The organism is Streptomyces sp. NPDC033216, from assembly GCF_055577115.1.
Genome location: NZ_JBVIQK010000003.1, coordinates 472491 through 486381 on the forward strand (window position 1 = coordinate 472491; position 13891 = coordinate 486381).

10 protein-coding genes and 2 pseudogenes are annotated in these 13891 nt (G+C 74.4%); 5 read left to right on the plus strand and 7 right to left on the minus strand.

Translation table 11 applies throughout. The features are described 5' to 3' along the window. Window positions 1–173 precede the first annotated feature (173 nt). The 4 genes from ACZ5Y0_RS08790 to ACZ5Y0_RS08805 form a co-directional block, all read right to left on the minus strand. A complete protein-coding gene (locus ACZ5Y0_RS08790; RefSeq protein ID WP_469127905.1) occupies window positions 174–2279 on the minus strand; it encodes a xanthine dehydrogenase family protein molybdopterin-binding subunit in 2106 nt (701 codons plus the stop codon). Further along, window positions 2276–3274: an FAD binding domain-containing protein gene (locus ACZ5Y0_RS08795; protein WP_469127906.1), complete on the minus strand. Its 999-nt coding sequence runs from the start codon at window positions 3272–3274 to the stop codon at window positions 2276–2278. Before ACZ5Y0_RS08795 ends, ACZ5Y0_RS08790 begins: the two co-directional genes overlap by 4 nt. Continuing rightward, a complete protein-coding gene (locus tag ACZ5Y0_RS08800) occupies window positions 3271–3831 on the minus strand; it encodes a (2Fe-2S)-binding protein (RefSeq protein WP_469127907.1) in 561 nt (186 codons plus the stop codon). Before ACZ5Y0_RS08800 ends, ACZ5Y0_RS08795 begins: the two co-directional genes overlap by 4 nt. Before the next feature lie 167 nt (window positions 3832–3998). Further along, a complete protein-coding gene (locus ACZ5Y0_RS08805; RefSeq protein ID WP_469127908.1) occupies window positions 3999–5144 on the minus strand; it encodes a hypothetical protein in 1146 nt (381 codons plus the stop codon). Window positions 5145–5383: 239 nt separating this feature from the next. On the opposite strand from ACZ5Y0_RS08805, the pseudogene ACZ5Y0_RS08810 reads away from it, so the two are divergent. Both ACZ5Y0_RS08810 and ACZ5Y0_RS08815 read left to right on the plus strand, forming a co-directional pair. Then, window positions 5384–5695 (plus strand): annotated as a pseudogene (locus ACZ5Y0_RS08810) (SDR family NAD(P)-dependent oxidoreductase); the annotation flags it as partial. Between the two features lie 589 nt (window positions 5696–6284). Next, window positions 6285–6785: a roadblock/LC7 domain-containing protein gene (locus tag ACZ5Y0_RS08815; protein ID WP_469127909.1), complete on the plus strand. Its 501-nt coding sequence runs from the start codon at window positions 6285–6287 to the stop codon at window positions 6783–6785. 28 nt (window positions 6786–6813) lie between these two features. On the opposite strand, the gene ACZ5Y0_RS08820 is transcribed toward ACZ5Y0_RS08815, so the two are convergent. Then, entirely contained in the window at window positions 6814–7311 is a 498-nt protein-coding gene (locus tag ACZ5Y0_RS08820; RefSeq protein ID WP_469127910.1) for a hypothetical protein, read from the minus strand. Window positions 7312–7626: 315 nt separating this feature from the next. Between ACZ5Y0_RS08820 and ACZ5Y0_RS08825 the strand changes: the two are divergent. The 3 genes and pseudogenes from ACZ5Y0_RS08825 to ACZ5Y0_RS08835 all read left to right on the plus strand — a co-directional run. Then, a pseudogene (locus ACZ5Y0_RS08825) lies at window positions 7627–7842 on the plus strand (serine/threonine protein kinase); the annotation flags it as partial. 20 nt (window positions 7843–7862) lie between these two features. Then, window positions 7863–8141, plus strand: a complete 279-nt coding sequence (locus ACZ5Y0_RS08830; RefSeq protein WP_469127911.1) for a hypothetical protein — start codon at window positions 7863–7865, stop codon at window positions 8139–8141. 268 nt (window positions 8142–8409) lie between these two features. Next, window positions 8410–8664, plus strand: coding sequence for a hypothetical protein (locus tag ACZ5Y0_RS08835; protein WP_469127912.1), 255 nt, complete (start codon window positions 8410–8412; stop codon window positions 8662–8664). A 510-nt stretch (window positions 8665–9174) separates the two neighbouring features. Here the strand turns inward: ACZ5Y0_RS08835 and ACZ5Y0_RS08840 are convergent. Beyond that, window positions 9175–10539 (minus strand): FAD-dependent oxidoreductase, encoded by a 1365-nt coding sequence (locus ACZ5Y0_RS08840; protein ID WP_469127913.1) that lies wholly within the window; start codon window positions 10537–10539, stop codon window positions 9175–9177. Window positions 10540–10785: 246 nt separating this feature from the next. Continuing rightward, window positions 10786–13479 (minus strand): SpoIIE family protein phosphatase, encoded by a 2694-nt coding sequence (locus ACZ5Y0_RS08845; RefSeq protein ID WP_469127914.1) that lies wholly within the window; start codon window positions 13477–13479, stop codon window positions 10786–10788. Between the last annotated feature and the right edge of the window lie 412 nt (window positions 13480–13891).

The window sequence follows — 13891 nt, forward strand, 5'->3', positions numbered from 1 at the left end:
CGACGCGGTTGCCGCCGGGCCGGCCCGCGCCGCCACTGGTCCGTCTCCCGCGACCGCCGGCCGGCCCGCACCCGTCCCGCCCGGTCGCAAGGCCGGGCACGGGCCGCACGGGACGGACCCGGCCCGGCCCGTCCGCCCCGTTCCACCCGCACGCCGGGCGAAACGGGGTCGGCTCAGCGGCCGGACTCCAGCAGGGCGGTGAGCACCCGGTCCGGCGTGAGCGGGAGTTCACGGAGCCGGACGCCGGTGGCGTGGTGGAGGGCGTTGCCCACCGCGGCGGCCGTGCCGACGATGCCGATCTCCCCGATGCCCTTGCTGCCCATGGGGTTGAGGTGCGGATCGTCCTCCTCGACCCAGTACGCCTCCACATCCGGGACGTCGGCGTGCGTGGGCACGTGGTACGAGGCCAGGTCGGACTCCGCGAAGTCGCCGAAAGCGGCGTCCATGGTGCTGCCCTCGGTCAGGGCCATGCCGAGACCCATGGTCATGCCGCCGACGAACTGGGAGCGCGCGGTACGGGCGTTGAGGATGCGGCCCGCCGCGTACACCCCGAGCAGCCGGCGCACGCGTACCTCACCGGTCACCGTGTCCACGGCGACCTCCGCGAAATGCGCTCCGAAGGCGTGCCGGGCGTAGGGGGAGTCCGCGTCCGCCGCGCCGGCGGTGTGGGCGTGCTCGACCAGGCCGTGCTCGGGCACGGGCCCGGGAAAGGCGGTCAGCCGGTCCGCGAGCCGGACGCACGCCTCGTGGACCGGCCGCCCCCAGGACGCCGTACCGGAGGAACCGCCGGCCACCGGGGCGGACGGCAGGTCGCTGCTGCCCAGCCGGACCCGGACCCGCTCCAGGGGGACGTCCAGGGCGTCCGCCGCGATCTGCGCGAGGACGGTGCGGGCCCCGGTGCCGATGTCCGTGGCGTTGACCTCGACGAGGAAGCTCCCGTCGGGCAGTGCGCGGGCCGCCGCGGCCGACGGGGCGACCAGCACCGGGTAGGTGGCCGCGGCCACGCCCGTCCCGGTCAGCAGCGGGCCCTCCCGGTGGGCGCGCGGGCGCGGATCGCGCTCCTCCCACCCGAACCGGCGGGCCCCCTCGCGCAGGCACTCGACGAGGTGACGGCTGCTGAACGGCCTGCCGCTGTCCGGTTCCGTCTCCGGCTCGTTGCGCACCCGCAACTCGACGGGATCCATGCCCAGTTCGACGGCCAGTTCGTCCATCGCCGACTCCAGCGCGTACATGCCGGGCGCCTCCCCGGGCGCCCGCATCCAGGACGGGCTCGGCACGTCGAGCGGCACCACGCGGTGCGCCGTACGGCTGTGCGGGACGGCGTACATGACGCGGGCCGGTACCGCCGCCTGCTCCACGAACTCCTTCACCCGGGAGGTGTGCGTGGTGACCTCGTGATCCAGACAGGTCAGCCGGCCCCCGGCGTCCGAGCCGAGGCGCAGCCGGTGCAGGGTGGGCGCCCGGTGCCCGACGACCGAGGGCATGAGGCGGCGCGGCAGCACGACCGTGACCGGCCGCCCGGTGTGCCGCAGCGCGGCCATCACCGCGAGCACCACGTCCGGCCGGGGGGTGCCCTTGGAGCCGAAGCCGCCGCCGACGTGCTCGGCTTCGACGGTGATCCGCTCCCTCGCCAGCCCGAACAGCCCCGCGAGCACGTCCCGCACCGCCGTGGTGCCCTGGCTGGAGGTGTGCACCGTCAAGTGTTCCCCGTCCCAGCGCGCGGTGCTGGCGTGCGGTTCCATGGGATGGTTGTGCAGGGGCGGCACCCGGTAGCCGACGTCGACCCGGACGGCCGCGGACGCGAACGCCGCCCGGGAGTCACCGCGTTCGCGGACGGCCGGATTGCCACCGTTGGCCTCCTCGGGCACGTAGGCCTCCGGGTGCGTCACGGCCAGCGTGACGTCGTGCGGCTCCGCCGAGCAGTCGACCCGTACGGCGGCGGCCCCGGCCCGCGCGGCCTCCGGGCTGTCCGCGACCACCAGGGCGACGAACCAGCCCCGGTGCGGTACCCGCGCGTTCTGGAGCACGGCGAGGGTCGCGTCGTCCGGCTCCGTGAGGCGCGGCGCGTTCTCGTGGGTGAGGACGGACACGACGCCGGGCAGGCCGAGCGCGGCGGAGTCGTCCACCCCCGCCACCCGGCCGCGCGCGACCCCGGCGGGCACGGGACGGGCGTACAGCCGCCCGGGGGAGGGGAACTCGGCGGCATAGCGGGCGGTGCCGGTGACCTTCTCGCGCCCTTCCAGCCGCTCGACCGGAGCGCCCGTGACAGGGGGCCTCATGACGCGTCCTCCGTGTTCCGTGCGAGCCGCCCGAGGACGTCGACGGCGAGATTGCGCGCGAGGGGCACCTTGTAGCCGTTGTCGCGCAACGGCCTGGCCTGCTCCAGCTCGAGGTCGACGGCACGCTCGCAGGCGGCCTCGGTCGGCGCCGCCCCCATGAGGGCCTCCTCGGCCCGCCGGGCCCGCCAGGGCCGGTGCGCCAGCCCCCCGAACGCGATCCCTGCGTGCGCGACCACGCCCTGCGACACCTCGAGGACCACCGCGACGGACGCCAGCGCGAAGGCGTACGACGCCCGGTCACGGGCCTTGCGGTAGGCGGACGGCACCCCGCCCGTGGCGGCCGGCAGCAGGACGGCGGTCACCAGTTCACCGGGCTCCAGCACGGTGTCCCGCTCCGGGTGCTCTCCGGGCAGCCGGTGGAACTCGGCGGCGGGCACCCGTCGTACGCCCGCGAGGCCGTACAGCTCCACCTGTGCGTCGAGGGCGGCCAGGGCGACCGCCATGTCCGAGGGGTGGGTGGCGACGCAGTGCTCCGAGTGGCCGAGCACCGCGTGGTCGCGGTGCACGCCGGCCAGGGCGCCGCAGCCGGTGCCCGGCTCACGTTTGTTGCACGGCTTGGACACGTCCTGGAAGTACGGGCAACGGGTGCGCTGGAGGAGGTTCCCGCCGGTCGTGGCGGCGTTGCGCAACTGACCGGAGGCGCCGGCGAGCAGCGCCTGCGAGAGGGCGGGCCAGCGCCGGCGGACCCGTGGATGCGCCGCCAGGTCGCTGTTGCGCACCAGCGCCCCGACCCGCAGCGAACCGTCCGGCAGCTCCGTCACCTCGTCCATGGGCAGACGCGTGACGTCGATGAGGGCGGTGGGCTGTTCCACGCCGAGTTTCATCAGGTCGACGAGGTTGGTGCCGCCGCCCAGGTAGCGGGCGCCGGGATGGGAGACGTAGGCGTCGGCCGCCTCGGCGAGGCTGCCGGCCCGTACGTAGGCGAAGGGTTTCACCGGACCACGTCCTCGACCGCGTCGACGATGCGGGGATACGCGCCGCACCGGCACAGGTTGCCGCTGAGCCGCTCGCGGATCTCGTCCCGGTCGAGCGGCACCGGCCCGGAGACCGAGCGCACGTCGGTGACCAGTGAGGGATGGCCGGCCTGCGCCTCGGCGAGGGCACCGACCGCGGAGCAGATCTGCCCCGGTGTGCAGTAGCCGCACTGGAAGGCGTCGCGGTCCAGGAAGGCCCGCTGGAGCGGGTGGGGCTCCTCTCCGTCGCTCGACAGTCCCTCGACGGTCGTGACGTCGCAGCCGTCCAGGGCGACCGCGAGCAGCAGACAGCTGTTGACCCGCCGCCCGTCGACGAGGACCGTGCAGGCGCCGCACTGCCCGTGGTCGCAGCCCTTCTTGGCGCCGGTGAGGTCCAGATCCTCCCGTAGCAGGTCCAGCAGCACCCGCCGGTGGTCCACGGTCAGGGTGTGCGGCTTGCCGTTGACCCGCAGGGTCGTCTCGGAGCGGTGGGGAGGCGGTGCGCCGGTGCCCCGCGCGGGTCGCTGCTCGCTGCCCATGTCGTGGACCCCTTCGGAAGATCCGTCGTGCCGTGGGGTCCGCGTATCCAGCGGACGGCACTCGACACGTCCCGAAGGGGTGGAATCGGACCGGGCGGCGGGGACCGGACAGCGGCGGTGGCGCCCTGACGACGATGGGCCCTGACAGCGATGGGGGGCCGGGCGGGCTACCGGACCTCGCCGCCCGGTGGCTCCTGCGGCCGCGGGCTCCCGGCCGGGGCCGGGCGCAGGCCCTTCGCCGTCCCGCGCAGGCGCTCCAGGGTCCGGCCCAGTTGGAGGAACGGGGAACCGGCGGGCTTGGCGGCCGGCTGTGGAGGCCCGCCCGACCCGGTCGCCTCCCGGTAGGCCGTCAGCGCCTCGCGGGCCTGTTCGGCGGCCTCCCGGTAGAGGTCCCGGGACTCCGTCATCGCCTCCAGCGCCTCCCGGTACATGACCACGAGGCTGCGCTCACGGGCCAGCTCCTCCTCCAGGGTCAGCAGCTGCCATTCCTCCCGCAGCGCGGTCAGCGCGGCCTCGCCGCCGTCCGGCAACGGCCTGGGCAGGGCGGCGTACCGGTTCACCGCGTCCAGCAGCTCGGTGGGGGGCGTGCCGTCCAGGAACACACTGCGCACCGTGAAGTCGGGGGCCTCGTACCCGGCCGGGGCGGGGGACCCCGGCAGCACCACCGCGCCGCCGCGGGGCACCTCCACGTCGAACTCGCGCAGTGCCCAGTTCACGGTGCGCAGCTGGTGCGGGGCCGCCCGGTGCTCCACGACACGGTGATGCAGTCCGGGTGGCAGCAGCGGGATCAGGGAGCGGCGGCCCCGCTCGTCGGGCGTCATGGCCTCGTGCACCACCACCTGGATGAGCCAGGTGTCGCGCTGGGCGCCGCGCAGGGCCCGGCGCACTTCCTTGTCGTCCGCCGGGAGCGCGCTGACGTCCAGGTAGTGCCCGCCGGTGACCGTCTCCTGCCCCCACGGGGCGTCCGCGTCCCAGGGCCAGAACATGGCGGCCGGCGACGGCCATCGTGGATCCCACGGCCGCTCCGCCTCCGCCACCAGCGTCCACTCCTGTCCGCGCCCGGACCATTCGCCGAGCGTCAGCCGGGCCCGCACGGTGATGTCCTCGGGCACCTGCCAGCGGGCCTCGAAGGTCATTTCGCCCGCGGCGGCGTTGCCGTCGGGGACCTCCAGGAAGTCGTGGAGCGTCCCGTCGTCCTTGAGCGACCGGAGGTTCTTGCGCAGCACGTCCGGCGCGGCGGGCCCGGTGTGGCGGCCGCGGGTCAGCCACACCGTGGAGGGCGTCGGGGCCGGGACGGTCGGGGAGGTGAGCATGAGTCCCTTCGTGAGGGGCGGAGGCGACGGGGACTGCCAGTATCGCCGTCGCGGCGGGCGGATGATCGAGCGGGGTCGGTGCATATCAGGTCGTGGTGCGCATTCCCACCCGCGGTGTGCGTCACGCGTGGAGCGGGGAACCTGAGCGGCGTCCCTCGTGCCGCGCATGCGCGCCGGGTCGGTGAGGGTGGGTACAGGCACCCCGGCGGGGACCGACGGTACGCAGGAGGAACGAACCGATGAAGCTGGATCTCACAGGACGGACAGCGCTGGTCACGGGCTCCTCCCAGGGCATCGGCGCGTCGCCGCCGGCCTGGCCCGCGCCGGAGCCACCGTGGGCGTCAACGGACGGGACGCCGACCGCCTCGACCGGAGCCTCGGCGAACGGCGGCGCGCGGTGCCCGACGGCCGGTTCGTGGCGGTCGCCGCCGACGTCGGCACCGGGGAGGGCGCCGCCCGCGCGGCGAGGCCCTGCCCGACGCGGACGTCCTCGTGAACGATCTCGTCATCTTCGGCGCGCCCGCCCCGCCCTGGAGATCACCGACGAGGAGGGAGGAGATCGCCAACCCCGTCGTCTACGGCTCGCCGCTTCGCCGCTCGCCTCCGCGACGACCGGCGGCGCCCTGCGCGTCGACGGCGGCTACGTCGACTCGGTGCTGCCGTAGGGCGGGTAGCCGTCGTGGTGCCGTGGGACCCGCCGCCGTCGTGGTGCCGTAGGGCGCCGTCGCCGTCGTGCTGCCGTAGGGCGCGCCGTCGTGCAGTCGTGGCGGTCGATGCCGTCCGCGTCCCGTGCGCGGCCCGCACACGGGGTGTGCGGCGTTCACCAGCGGACGCGGACGCGCACGCGTGGTCCCCGGCCGCCACGGTCCCCGACGATCGACCCGGCGGACAGGGCTCGCCCACCATCCGCGTCGGGGCGGGCCCTGTCCCCATTTCCCGGATGCCGCGGACGCCGCTCCCGGAGCCAGGAGCCGCCATCGGGGGACGGCCTCGCACGTTCCAGAGGAAAATGCCAAAGTTCTCACCTCGGACCGCCACTTTCCGTAACCTCGGGATCACGCTCTCGGTGCTGCCCCGCTGGCGCGCCCCGCCGGACCGGTGACCGCCGCGCCGTCGACACGCGCCGAAAGGAGACTGGTGATGGCCGTCGAGGCCGAGGTCCTGAACGAACTGCACCGGCTGCGCACGCGCATGCCCCAACTGACGGGGGCGCTGGCCGCCAGCGTCGACGGACTCGTCCTCGCCCAGGACATGCCCGGCGTGCAGCCGGAGGGCCTCGCGGCCCTCACCGCCGCCGCCCTCGGCGTCAGCCACCGCATGGTGGACCTCACGGCGCGCGGCGAGTTCCGCGAACTCCTCGTGCGCGGAGCCAGGGGCTACGTCGCCACGTACGCGGCCGGCCCCTCCGCCGTCCTCACCCTGCTCGCCGACGACCGGGCCAACGTCGGCCGCCTGCACCTCGAGGGCCGGCGCAGCGGCGCCCACATCGCCGGACTGATGGCGTCCCTGCCCACAGCCCAACCGTCGTACCCGGCCGTTCCGGCTCTCCCGCCCCCGCCCCGGAACCGGCCCTCGGGCGCCCTGCCGGTGCGCGTTCCGCGGCAGTTCCGGCCTCAGCGGGGTTCGGAGCACGACGGCTGACCGCGCGGGCCGACGGGGCGCGGTGGGCCTACGCCCCGCCGCCCGCCACCCGCCCCCGGCGCCGGGCCGCCCCCCGCCGTTGCCCGACGACGCGTTCCGCGCCACCCGCGTTCGCCGTCGGCGCGCCGGGCGCGCTGAAACCGCCGGGCACCAGCCGTGGAGGTGCCACGGCCGGGACCGACGGCGGGCGGACGTCCGCCGGGCGCGGGCCCGCCGGACCCGGACCGGCGGCGTCGGCCGGAGGCGGTGGCGTCGCACGGCCGAGAACCCGGGTGTGCGGCATCAACGCGGCACAGGCGGAACAGACCTCACTGAGCGTCCACACCTGGCCCACGGAGGGATCGTGCCGCAGCACCAGCAGGACCGCCCCCGCGCAGGCGACCCGCGTGCCCTCGTGCAGGGCGCACTGCTCACGTCGGCACCAGCAGGCGGCGTCGTACCGGACCGACGCCGCTCGGGCGTGCGCGGCGGCATGGGCTTCGGCGAAGCGGCGCAGGGCCGCCAGATCGCGCGAGCGCGACGGCATCGCGCACGCGGAGGAACAGGTGACCGACGCGGTGCGGTCCCGGTGTCCGACCACACGGATGGTCCAGGAACGGCCGGGACGGCGGGCTGACGGTGCCTCAGGGTACGTTTGAACCAAGGCCACATGTCCTTCGTGGGATGCGGGCGGGGGAAAGGGGACTCCGGTCCGGTTCCGGCACGGCCCACCGGAAGCGACGTCGCCCAGAGCATGCCCGCGGCGTCACCACCCCATTCGCGCAGTGCCCCGTACGGCAGGCGCACGGGGAGGACATGCCGGGGCACGAGCGGGCGCGCCGAAGGCCTAAGCTCCCCTTCCATGAGCACAGGGGGATCCGACAGACGCGTCGTGGACGGCCGGTTCGAACTGGTCGAGCGGCTCGGCGGCGGGGGCATGGGCTGGGTGTGGCGGGCGCACGATCTCGCGCTGCACCGCGACGTCGCCGTCAAGGAGGTGCGGCCCCCCGATCGGGACCTCGCCGAGTACGACCCGCAGGGCGCCCGTACCCTGCGTGAGCGCGTTCTGCGGGAGGCTACCGGGGCGGGGACGTGGCGGTGAAGTTCGGACCCGGCGGCACCATCACGGACGGCTCGGTCCCCGTCGACCTGGACGACGTCGCCTGGGACGCCGTGCCCGCGCTGCTCACCAGGGCGACCCGCACCCTGAACGTGCCGGACCCCACCAGCCGCTACCTGATCGTCAACCCGGCCTCCACGCTCCTCGACACCGATCCTGCCCTGAACGTCTACCTCTCCGACGAGTACGGCAGTGCCTACCTGAAGGCCACCCTCCGCGGCCAGGTCGTCGAGGCCCACCCACGCGACGACGGCTAGCGTCGGCCCTCGTCGGCCGCCGTTCCGGCCGACCTGTCGCCGGTGCGGGGCCTCGCGGTCACCGCCTCCACTTGCGGTGCATCCGGCGCCGCGCTTCGGTTGAAGGGACCCGTCGCCGCACCGGGAGCCGCTCATGTCGATGCCGTCGTCGGGGTGCGTGTGAGCCGTCCGGCGACACGATCGTCGCCGGTGCGGGGGACGACTCCCTCCAGCACACCGTGCGCAGTGGCCTCGGGGACACGGCGGAGGAGAAGGAGGGCGAGGCGGTATGACGCATCACAAATCCAACAGCGCCGTCGAAGGAGATCCGTACTCCGGCCACGGCAGGGGACTGCCCAGGCGGCCCGACGAGGAGGAACTCGCGCGGCGCACGGCCCTGGACCGTCAGGAGGCGGGCCTGCCGGACCGGCCCGCGGAGAATTCCGACCTCGTGTATCGGGACATACAGGACGCGGTCGACCACGCGGTGGACACCGGGATGATTCCGGGGGCCACGGCCACCCGGCGGGCCAGGGAGGACTGAACCAGGGCACACGTCCGCACGGGCGTGTGCCCCTCCACGGCGAACGGGACTCGGCGGAGCCGCTCCGTGGTCAGCCGTGCCTTGCCGGACGGGTCCTGGCTGAGCAGTCGGCACATCCACGGCCGACGCCGCGGGTCCCGTGCCGACGAGCCGTCGACGAAGTCACCCCGTCAGCTCGTTTACAGACGTGCGCCCCGGTGGCCTGCGGGCATTGGCGGGCTGGGGAGCACGCGAGGGCAGCCCCCCGCCCGGCGTTCCTACCCGCGGCGGGCGTCCGTCGTCCACGCGACCGCGTCCACCGAGCCCGGCAAGGCTGCTCCGGCGTCATGGCCCCACCGCTCCTCTCCGTACCCCGTGTCCGCCCGCCCCGCCCGCCCCGCCCGCCCCCCACCCGCACCCGTCCGGGCCTCCTGCCCCCGTGCGGCCCGCCGCGAAGCCTGAAGGGCCCGCGGACGGCAGCTCCGCGGACCCTTCTCACCAGCAGTGGCGGCGAAAGCGCCGCCGGGCCGGTCAGGCGCCGCTCTCGCGGAGCATGTCCTCTCGCTCGACGAGCTTCACGCGCTCACGGCCCTGCGGCTCGCCCAGCGCCTTCTCCGCGGCGTCCAGCCTGTACCAGCCCTCCCAGGTGGTGTAGCGGACGCTCCGCTCGGCGAGGAACGCGTCCACCGCCTCGGGAGCGGGCGAGGACGGCGCGTGCAGACGGCCGTTGGCGAAGTCGTCCAGCAGGTTCGACACCGTCTCGTTGGCGTCGCCCTTGGTGTGGCCGATCAGACCGACCGGGCCGCGCCGGATCCAGCCGGTGACGTACGTCGACTGGAGGTGGGCGCCGCTCTCCTCGATGACCCGGCCGCCGTTGTCCGGGACCGTGCCCGACTCGATGTCCCAGGGCAGCTTCGGCAGCTTCGCGGACAGGTAGCCGACCGCGCGGTAGACCGCCGTGACGTCCCAGTCCTTGAACTCGCCGGTGCCCTTGACGTTGCCGGTGCCGTCGAGGGCGGTGCGCTCGGTACGCAGACCCACGACCCTGCCGTCCTCGCCGAGGATCTCCGAGGGCGACTCGAAGAAGTGCAGGAACAGCTTGTGCGGGCGGTCGCCGGTGTCACGGATCGCCCAGTTCTCCAGCGTCTTGGCGACCATGTCGGCCTGCTTGTTGCCGCGCCGGGTGGCGATCGAGCCCTCGTCGTAGTCGATGTCCTCGGGGTCGACGATGACCTCGATGGTGGGGGAGTGGTCCAGTTCCCGCAGCTCCATCGGCGAGAACTTCGCCTGCGCCGGGCCGCGGCGGCCGAAGACGTGGATCTCCCTCGCCCTGTTGGCCTTCAGGCCGTCGTAGACGTTCGGCGGGATCTCGGTCGGCAGCAGTTCGTCCGCCGTCTTGGCGAGGATGCGGGCCACGTCCAGGGCGACGTTGCCGACGCCGAGGACGGCGACCTTCTCCGCCTCCAGGGGCCAGGTGCGCGGCACGTCCGGGTGGCCGTCGTACCAGGACACGAAGTCGGCGGCGCCGTAGGAGCCGTCGAGGTCGATGCCAGGGATCGACATATCGCGGTCGGCCATGGCTCCGGTCGAGAAGATCACGGCGTCGTAGAAGGCGCGCAGGTCGTCCAGGTTCAGGTCGCCCGGGTAGTCGACGTTGCCGAAGAGGCGGACCTGCGGCTTGTCGAGGACCTGGTGCAGGGCGGTGATGATGCCCTTGATCCGGGGGTGGTCGGGGGCCACGCCGTAGCGGATCAGACCGAACGGGGCCGGCATGCGCTCGAAGAGGTCGATGGAGACACCGGGGTCGGCGGCCACATCCGACTTGAGCAGCGCGTCGGCGGCGTAGATCCCGGCGGGGCCGGCTCCGACGATGGCTACCCGCAGGGGGCGGGGCATGATCAGGTTCCCTTCGAGCGGTGACAGATCGACTCGGGGGAAGCCTAAACTGAGGCATACCTAACCCAGTACGCGGGTCCCGTCTATGAGCCCATAAGCATCATTTATGGGCCGGTGGCGGGGTTCGCGGGGCTGCGGGAATGCCCCGCACAGCCCCGGGTTCGCGGGGCTGCGGGAATGCCCCCCACACAGCCCCCGGGTTCGCGGGGCTTGCGGGAATGCCCCCGCACAGCCCACTCCGGTGACTCACGGCAGCGGCTGCTCCGCCCAGATCACCTTCCCGCTCGGCGTGTAGCGCGTCCCCCAGCGGTCCGTGAGCTGGGCCACCAGGAACAGCCCGCGACCCCCCTCGTCCGTCATGGCCGCGTACCTCAGATGCGGCGAGGTGTTGCTGCTGTCGGAGACCTCGCAGATCAGCGTCCGGTCGCGCAGCAGACGTACCCGGACGGGCGGGCTGCCGTACCGGATCGCGTTGGTGACCAGCTCGCTGAGGATCAGCTCCGTCGTGAACGACAGGTCCTCCAGCTCCCAGCGAGCGAGCTGCCGGGCCACGGCCGCTCGCACCTCACCGACGGCCGCCGGATCCACCGGCACGTCCCACTCGGCGACCCGGTCCGCGCCGAGCGCCCGGGTGCGGGCCACGATCAGGGCGATGTCGTCGTTCGGGCGGGCCGGCAGCAGCGACTCCAGGACGACCCGGCAGGTCTCCTCGGGCGAGCCGTCGCCGCGTCCGAGCGCGGTGCGCAGCCGTTCCAGACCGGTGTCGATGTCCTGCTTGCGGTCCTCCACCAGCCCGTCGGTGTACAGCACCAGCCGGCTGCCCTCCGCCAGCTCCACCTCGGCCGTCTCGAACGGTAGCCCGCCGAGCCCCAGCGGCAGGCCCGCCGGGACGTCCAGGAACTCCACCCGCCCGTCGGGATGGACCAGCGCGGGCGGCGGATGGCCGGCCCGGGCGACGGCGCAGCGCCGGGACACCGGGTCGTAGATGGCGTACAGACAGGTCGCCCCCGCCACGGGCGCTGTGCTGCCGTCGGCCGTCTCGTCCTGGTCGATACGGGCGACCATCTCGTCGAGCAGCACGAGAAGCTCCTCCGGCGCCAGGTCCAGCGCGGAGAAGTTGTGGACGGCGGTGCGCAGCCGGCCCATGGTGGCGGCCGCGTGCAGCCCGTGCCCGACGACGTCTCCGACGACCAGCGCGACGCGGGCCCCCGACAGGGGCAGGACGTCGAACCAGTCGCCGCCCACACCCGCCTGCGCCGGCAGATAGCGGTAGGCGATGTCCAGTGCGCCCTGCTCGGGCAGGGTGCGCGGCAGCAGGCTGCGCTGGAGGGTCACGGCCATACCGTGCTCGCGGGTGAAGCGGCGGGCGTTGTCGATGGAGACCGCGGCCCGTGCCACCAGCTCCTCCGCGAGGACGACCTCCTCCGGGTCGAAGGGCTGGGGCCGCTCCGAACGCCAGAAACTGACCACGCCCAGCACCAGGGCCCCGGCCCGCACGGGTACGGTGATCAGCGAGTGGATGCCGAACTCCACCACCTGCTCGGTCCGTTCCAGGTCCTGCGCCCGCCAGCCCGGCGACTCGGCGAGCCGGGCCTCCAGCACGGGCCGGCCCTCCGCCAGGCTGCGGGCCTGCGGGGACGACTCCACGAACCGGATCTGCTCGCCCACCGCGTACAGCGGCGCGCCCTTGCGGATCACACCTGTCGCCGTCCGCCGCAGAGCGCCCCGCGCGTCCGGCTCCTCGCCCACCAGGACGGCGTCGAAGAGGTCGACGCACGCGAAGTCCGCGAACCGGGGCACGGCCAGTTCCGTCAGCTCCTCCGCGGTCCGCGTCACGTCCAGGCTCGTCCCGATGCCCACCCCGGCCGCGTACAGCATGTCCAGGCGCTCGCGGGCCGCGTCCGCCCGTCCCGAGAGGGCGCGCAGTTCGGTCGAGTCACGCAGCGTGGCGACACTGCCGGCCGGGCCGCCCGCGAGATCGGTGGGCCGCTGGTTGATCGCCAGCAGCCGCTCCCCGACCAGGTGCACCTCGTCCGTCGCCATCCGCCCGGAGGCGAGCAGTTCGGCGGTGTCGGCGTCCAGCCCCAGATCGAACACCTTGCGGAGTTCGGCGTCCGCGGGCAGGTCCAACAGCCGGTGCGCCTCGTCGTTGGCGAGCAGCAGATCGCCCTCCCCGCCGACGATGATCACCCCTTCCCGCACGGCGTGCAGCACCGCGTCGTGATGCTCGTACATCCGGGTGATCTCGCGCGGACCCAGTCCGTGCGTCTGGCGCAGCAGGCGGCGGCTGACCAGAGCCGTGCCCCCGGTGGCCAGGGCGAGAGCCACCGCGGCCGTGGACAGCACCAGTGGCAGCTGACGGTTGGCGTTCCCGCCGACCCGCGCGGTGGTGATGCCGGCCGACACCAGTCCCACGATCCGGCCGTCGGCCGCCTTCACCGGCACCACGGCCTGCACGAGCCGCCCGATCGTCCCGTCGACCTCCTCGACCACCGTCCCGCCGGCCTGCGCCGGGGCCAGCGTGCCGACGAACTTCCTGCCGATGCGGTCGGGCTTGGGGTGGGTGTAGCGGATGCCGTCGGCGTCCATGACGACGATGAAGTCGACCTCGGAGGTCCGACGCGCGGCCTCCGCCCGTGGCTGGAGTACGGCTGTCGGGTCGGGGCCGCGCAGAGCCTCCAGCACGCCCGGGGAGTTCGCGAAGGTCTCCGCGACGGCGAGCGAGCGGTTGCGGGCCTCCTCGGTGGTGTCGTGCCGCGCCTGGAGCACCAGGGCGACGACCGCCGTGACGACCAGCAGCAGGACGACGACCACTTGCAGGACGAACACCTGCGCGGCGAGACTGCGCCCGCCGAGCGTGGTCTCGGGCGTGCGCCGCACCAGCGGGGCCCGGGGACGACGGGCCGGCCGGGCACCCGATCGCCCCAGGAGTCGGACCATGTGCCATGTCTACACTGCCCGGCTCCGTCAGGCGAGGCCCGTTACGCGGTGCGATGGACTCCGGCGGCCCCGACGCCGCCGTCGGTGTCGTGCCCCGATGATCGAGCGGCCCGTCCGGGTACGGCGTCGGTCAGGGCGACGCCCGGCTCCGGAGGCGGCCCGGCCGCCGCCCGGTGGGCGCCCGCCGACGCCGGGCACGCTCCCCTCCGCCAGGCCCACGCCGTGCGTACGTCCGTCGGGGTGGCGTGGCGGGAGGCGGCCGGCGTCGGCCGTCCGCCGTCCGCCGGCTGGTGGCCGGGGCCAGGCGGACGCAGCAGCAGCCGGAGAACCGACCGGGTCGAGGTCGATCAGCAGATGCCTCGTGCCGCCCACGACGGCCGCCCGGCGGGGCGGGGCGTCGGAGAGGGTGTCG

What these genes read in the sequence shown, in the direction of transcription:
- ACZ5Y0_RS08815 (WP_469127909.1), top strand. Translation starts at nt 6,285, where the DNA reads ATGGCCGTCGAGGCCGAGGTCCTGAACGAACTGCACCGGCTGCGCACG.
- ACZ5Y0_RS08840 (WP_469127913.1), bottom strand. Translation starts at nt 10,539, where the DNA reads ATGCCCCGCCCCCTGCGGGTAGCCATCGTCGGAGCCGGCCCCGCCGGG.
- ACZ5Y0_RS08845 (WP_469127914.1), bottom strand. Translation starts at nt 13,479, where the DNA reads ATGGTCCGACTCCTGGGGCGATCGGGTGCCCGGCCGGCCCGTCGTCCC.
- ACZ5Y0_RS08805 (WP_469127908.1), bottom strand. Translation starts at nt 5,144, where the DNA reads ATGCTCACCTCCCCGACCGTCCCGGCCCCGACGCCCTCCACGGTGTGG.
- ACZ5Y0_RS08790 (WP_469127905.1), bottom strand. Translation starts at nt 2,279, where the DNA reads ATGAGGCCCCCTGTCACGGGCGCTCCGGTCGAGCGGCTGGAAGGGCGC.
- ACZ5Y0_RS08820 (WP_469127910.1), bottom strand. Translation starts at nt 7,311, where the DNA reads ATGCCGTCGCGCTCGCGCGATCTGGCGGCCCTGCGCCGCTTCGCCGAA.
- ACZ5Y0_RS08835 (WP_469127912.1), top strand. Translation starts at nt 8,410, where the DNA reads ATGACGCATCACAAATCCAACAGCGCCGTCGAAGGAGATCCGTACTCC.
- ACZ5Y0_RS08800 (WP_469127907.1), bottom strand. Translation starts at nt 3,831, where the DNA reads ATGGGCAGCGAGCAGCGACCCGCGCGGGGCACCGGCGCACCGCCTCCC.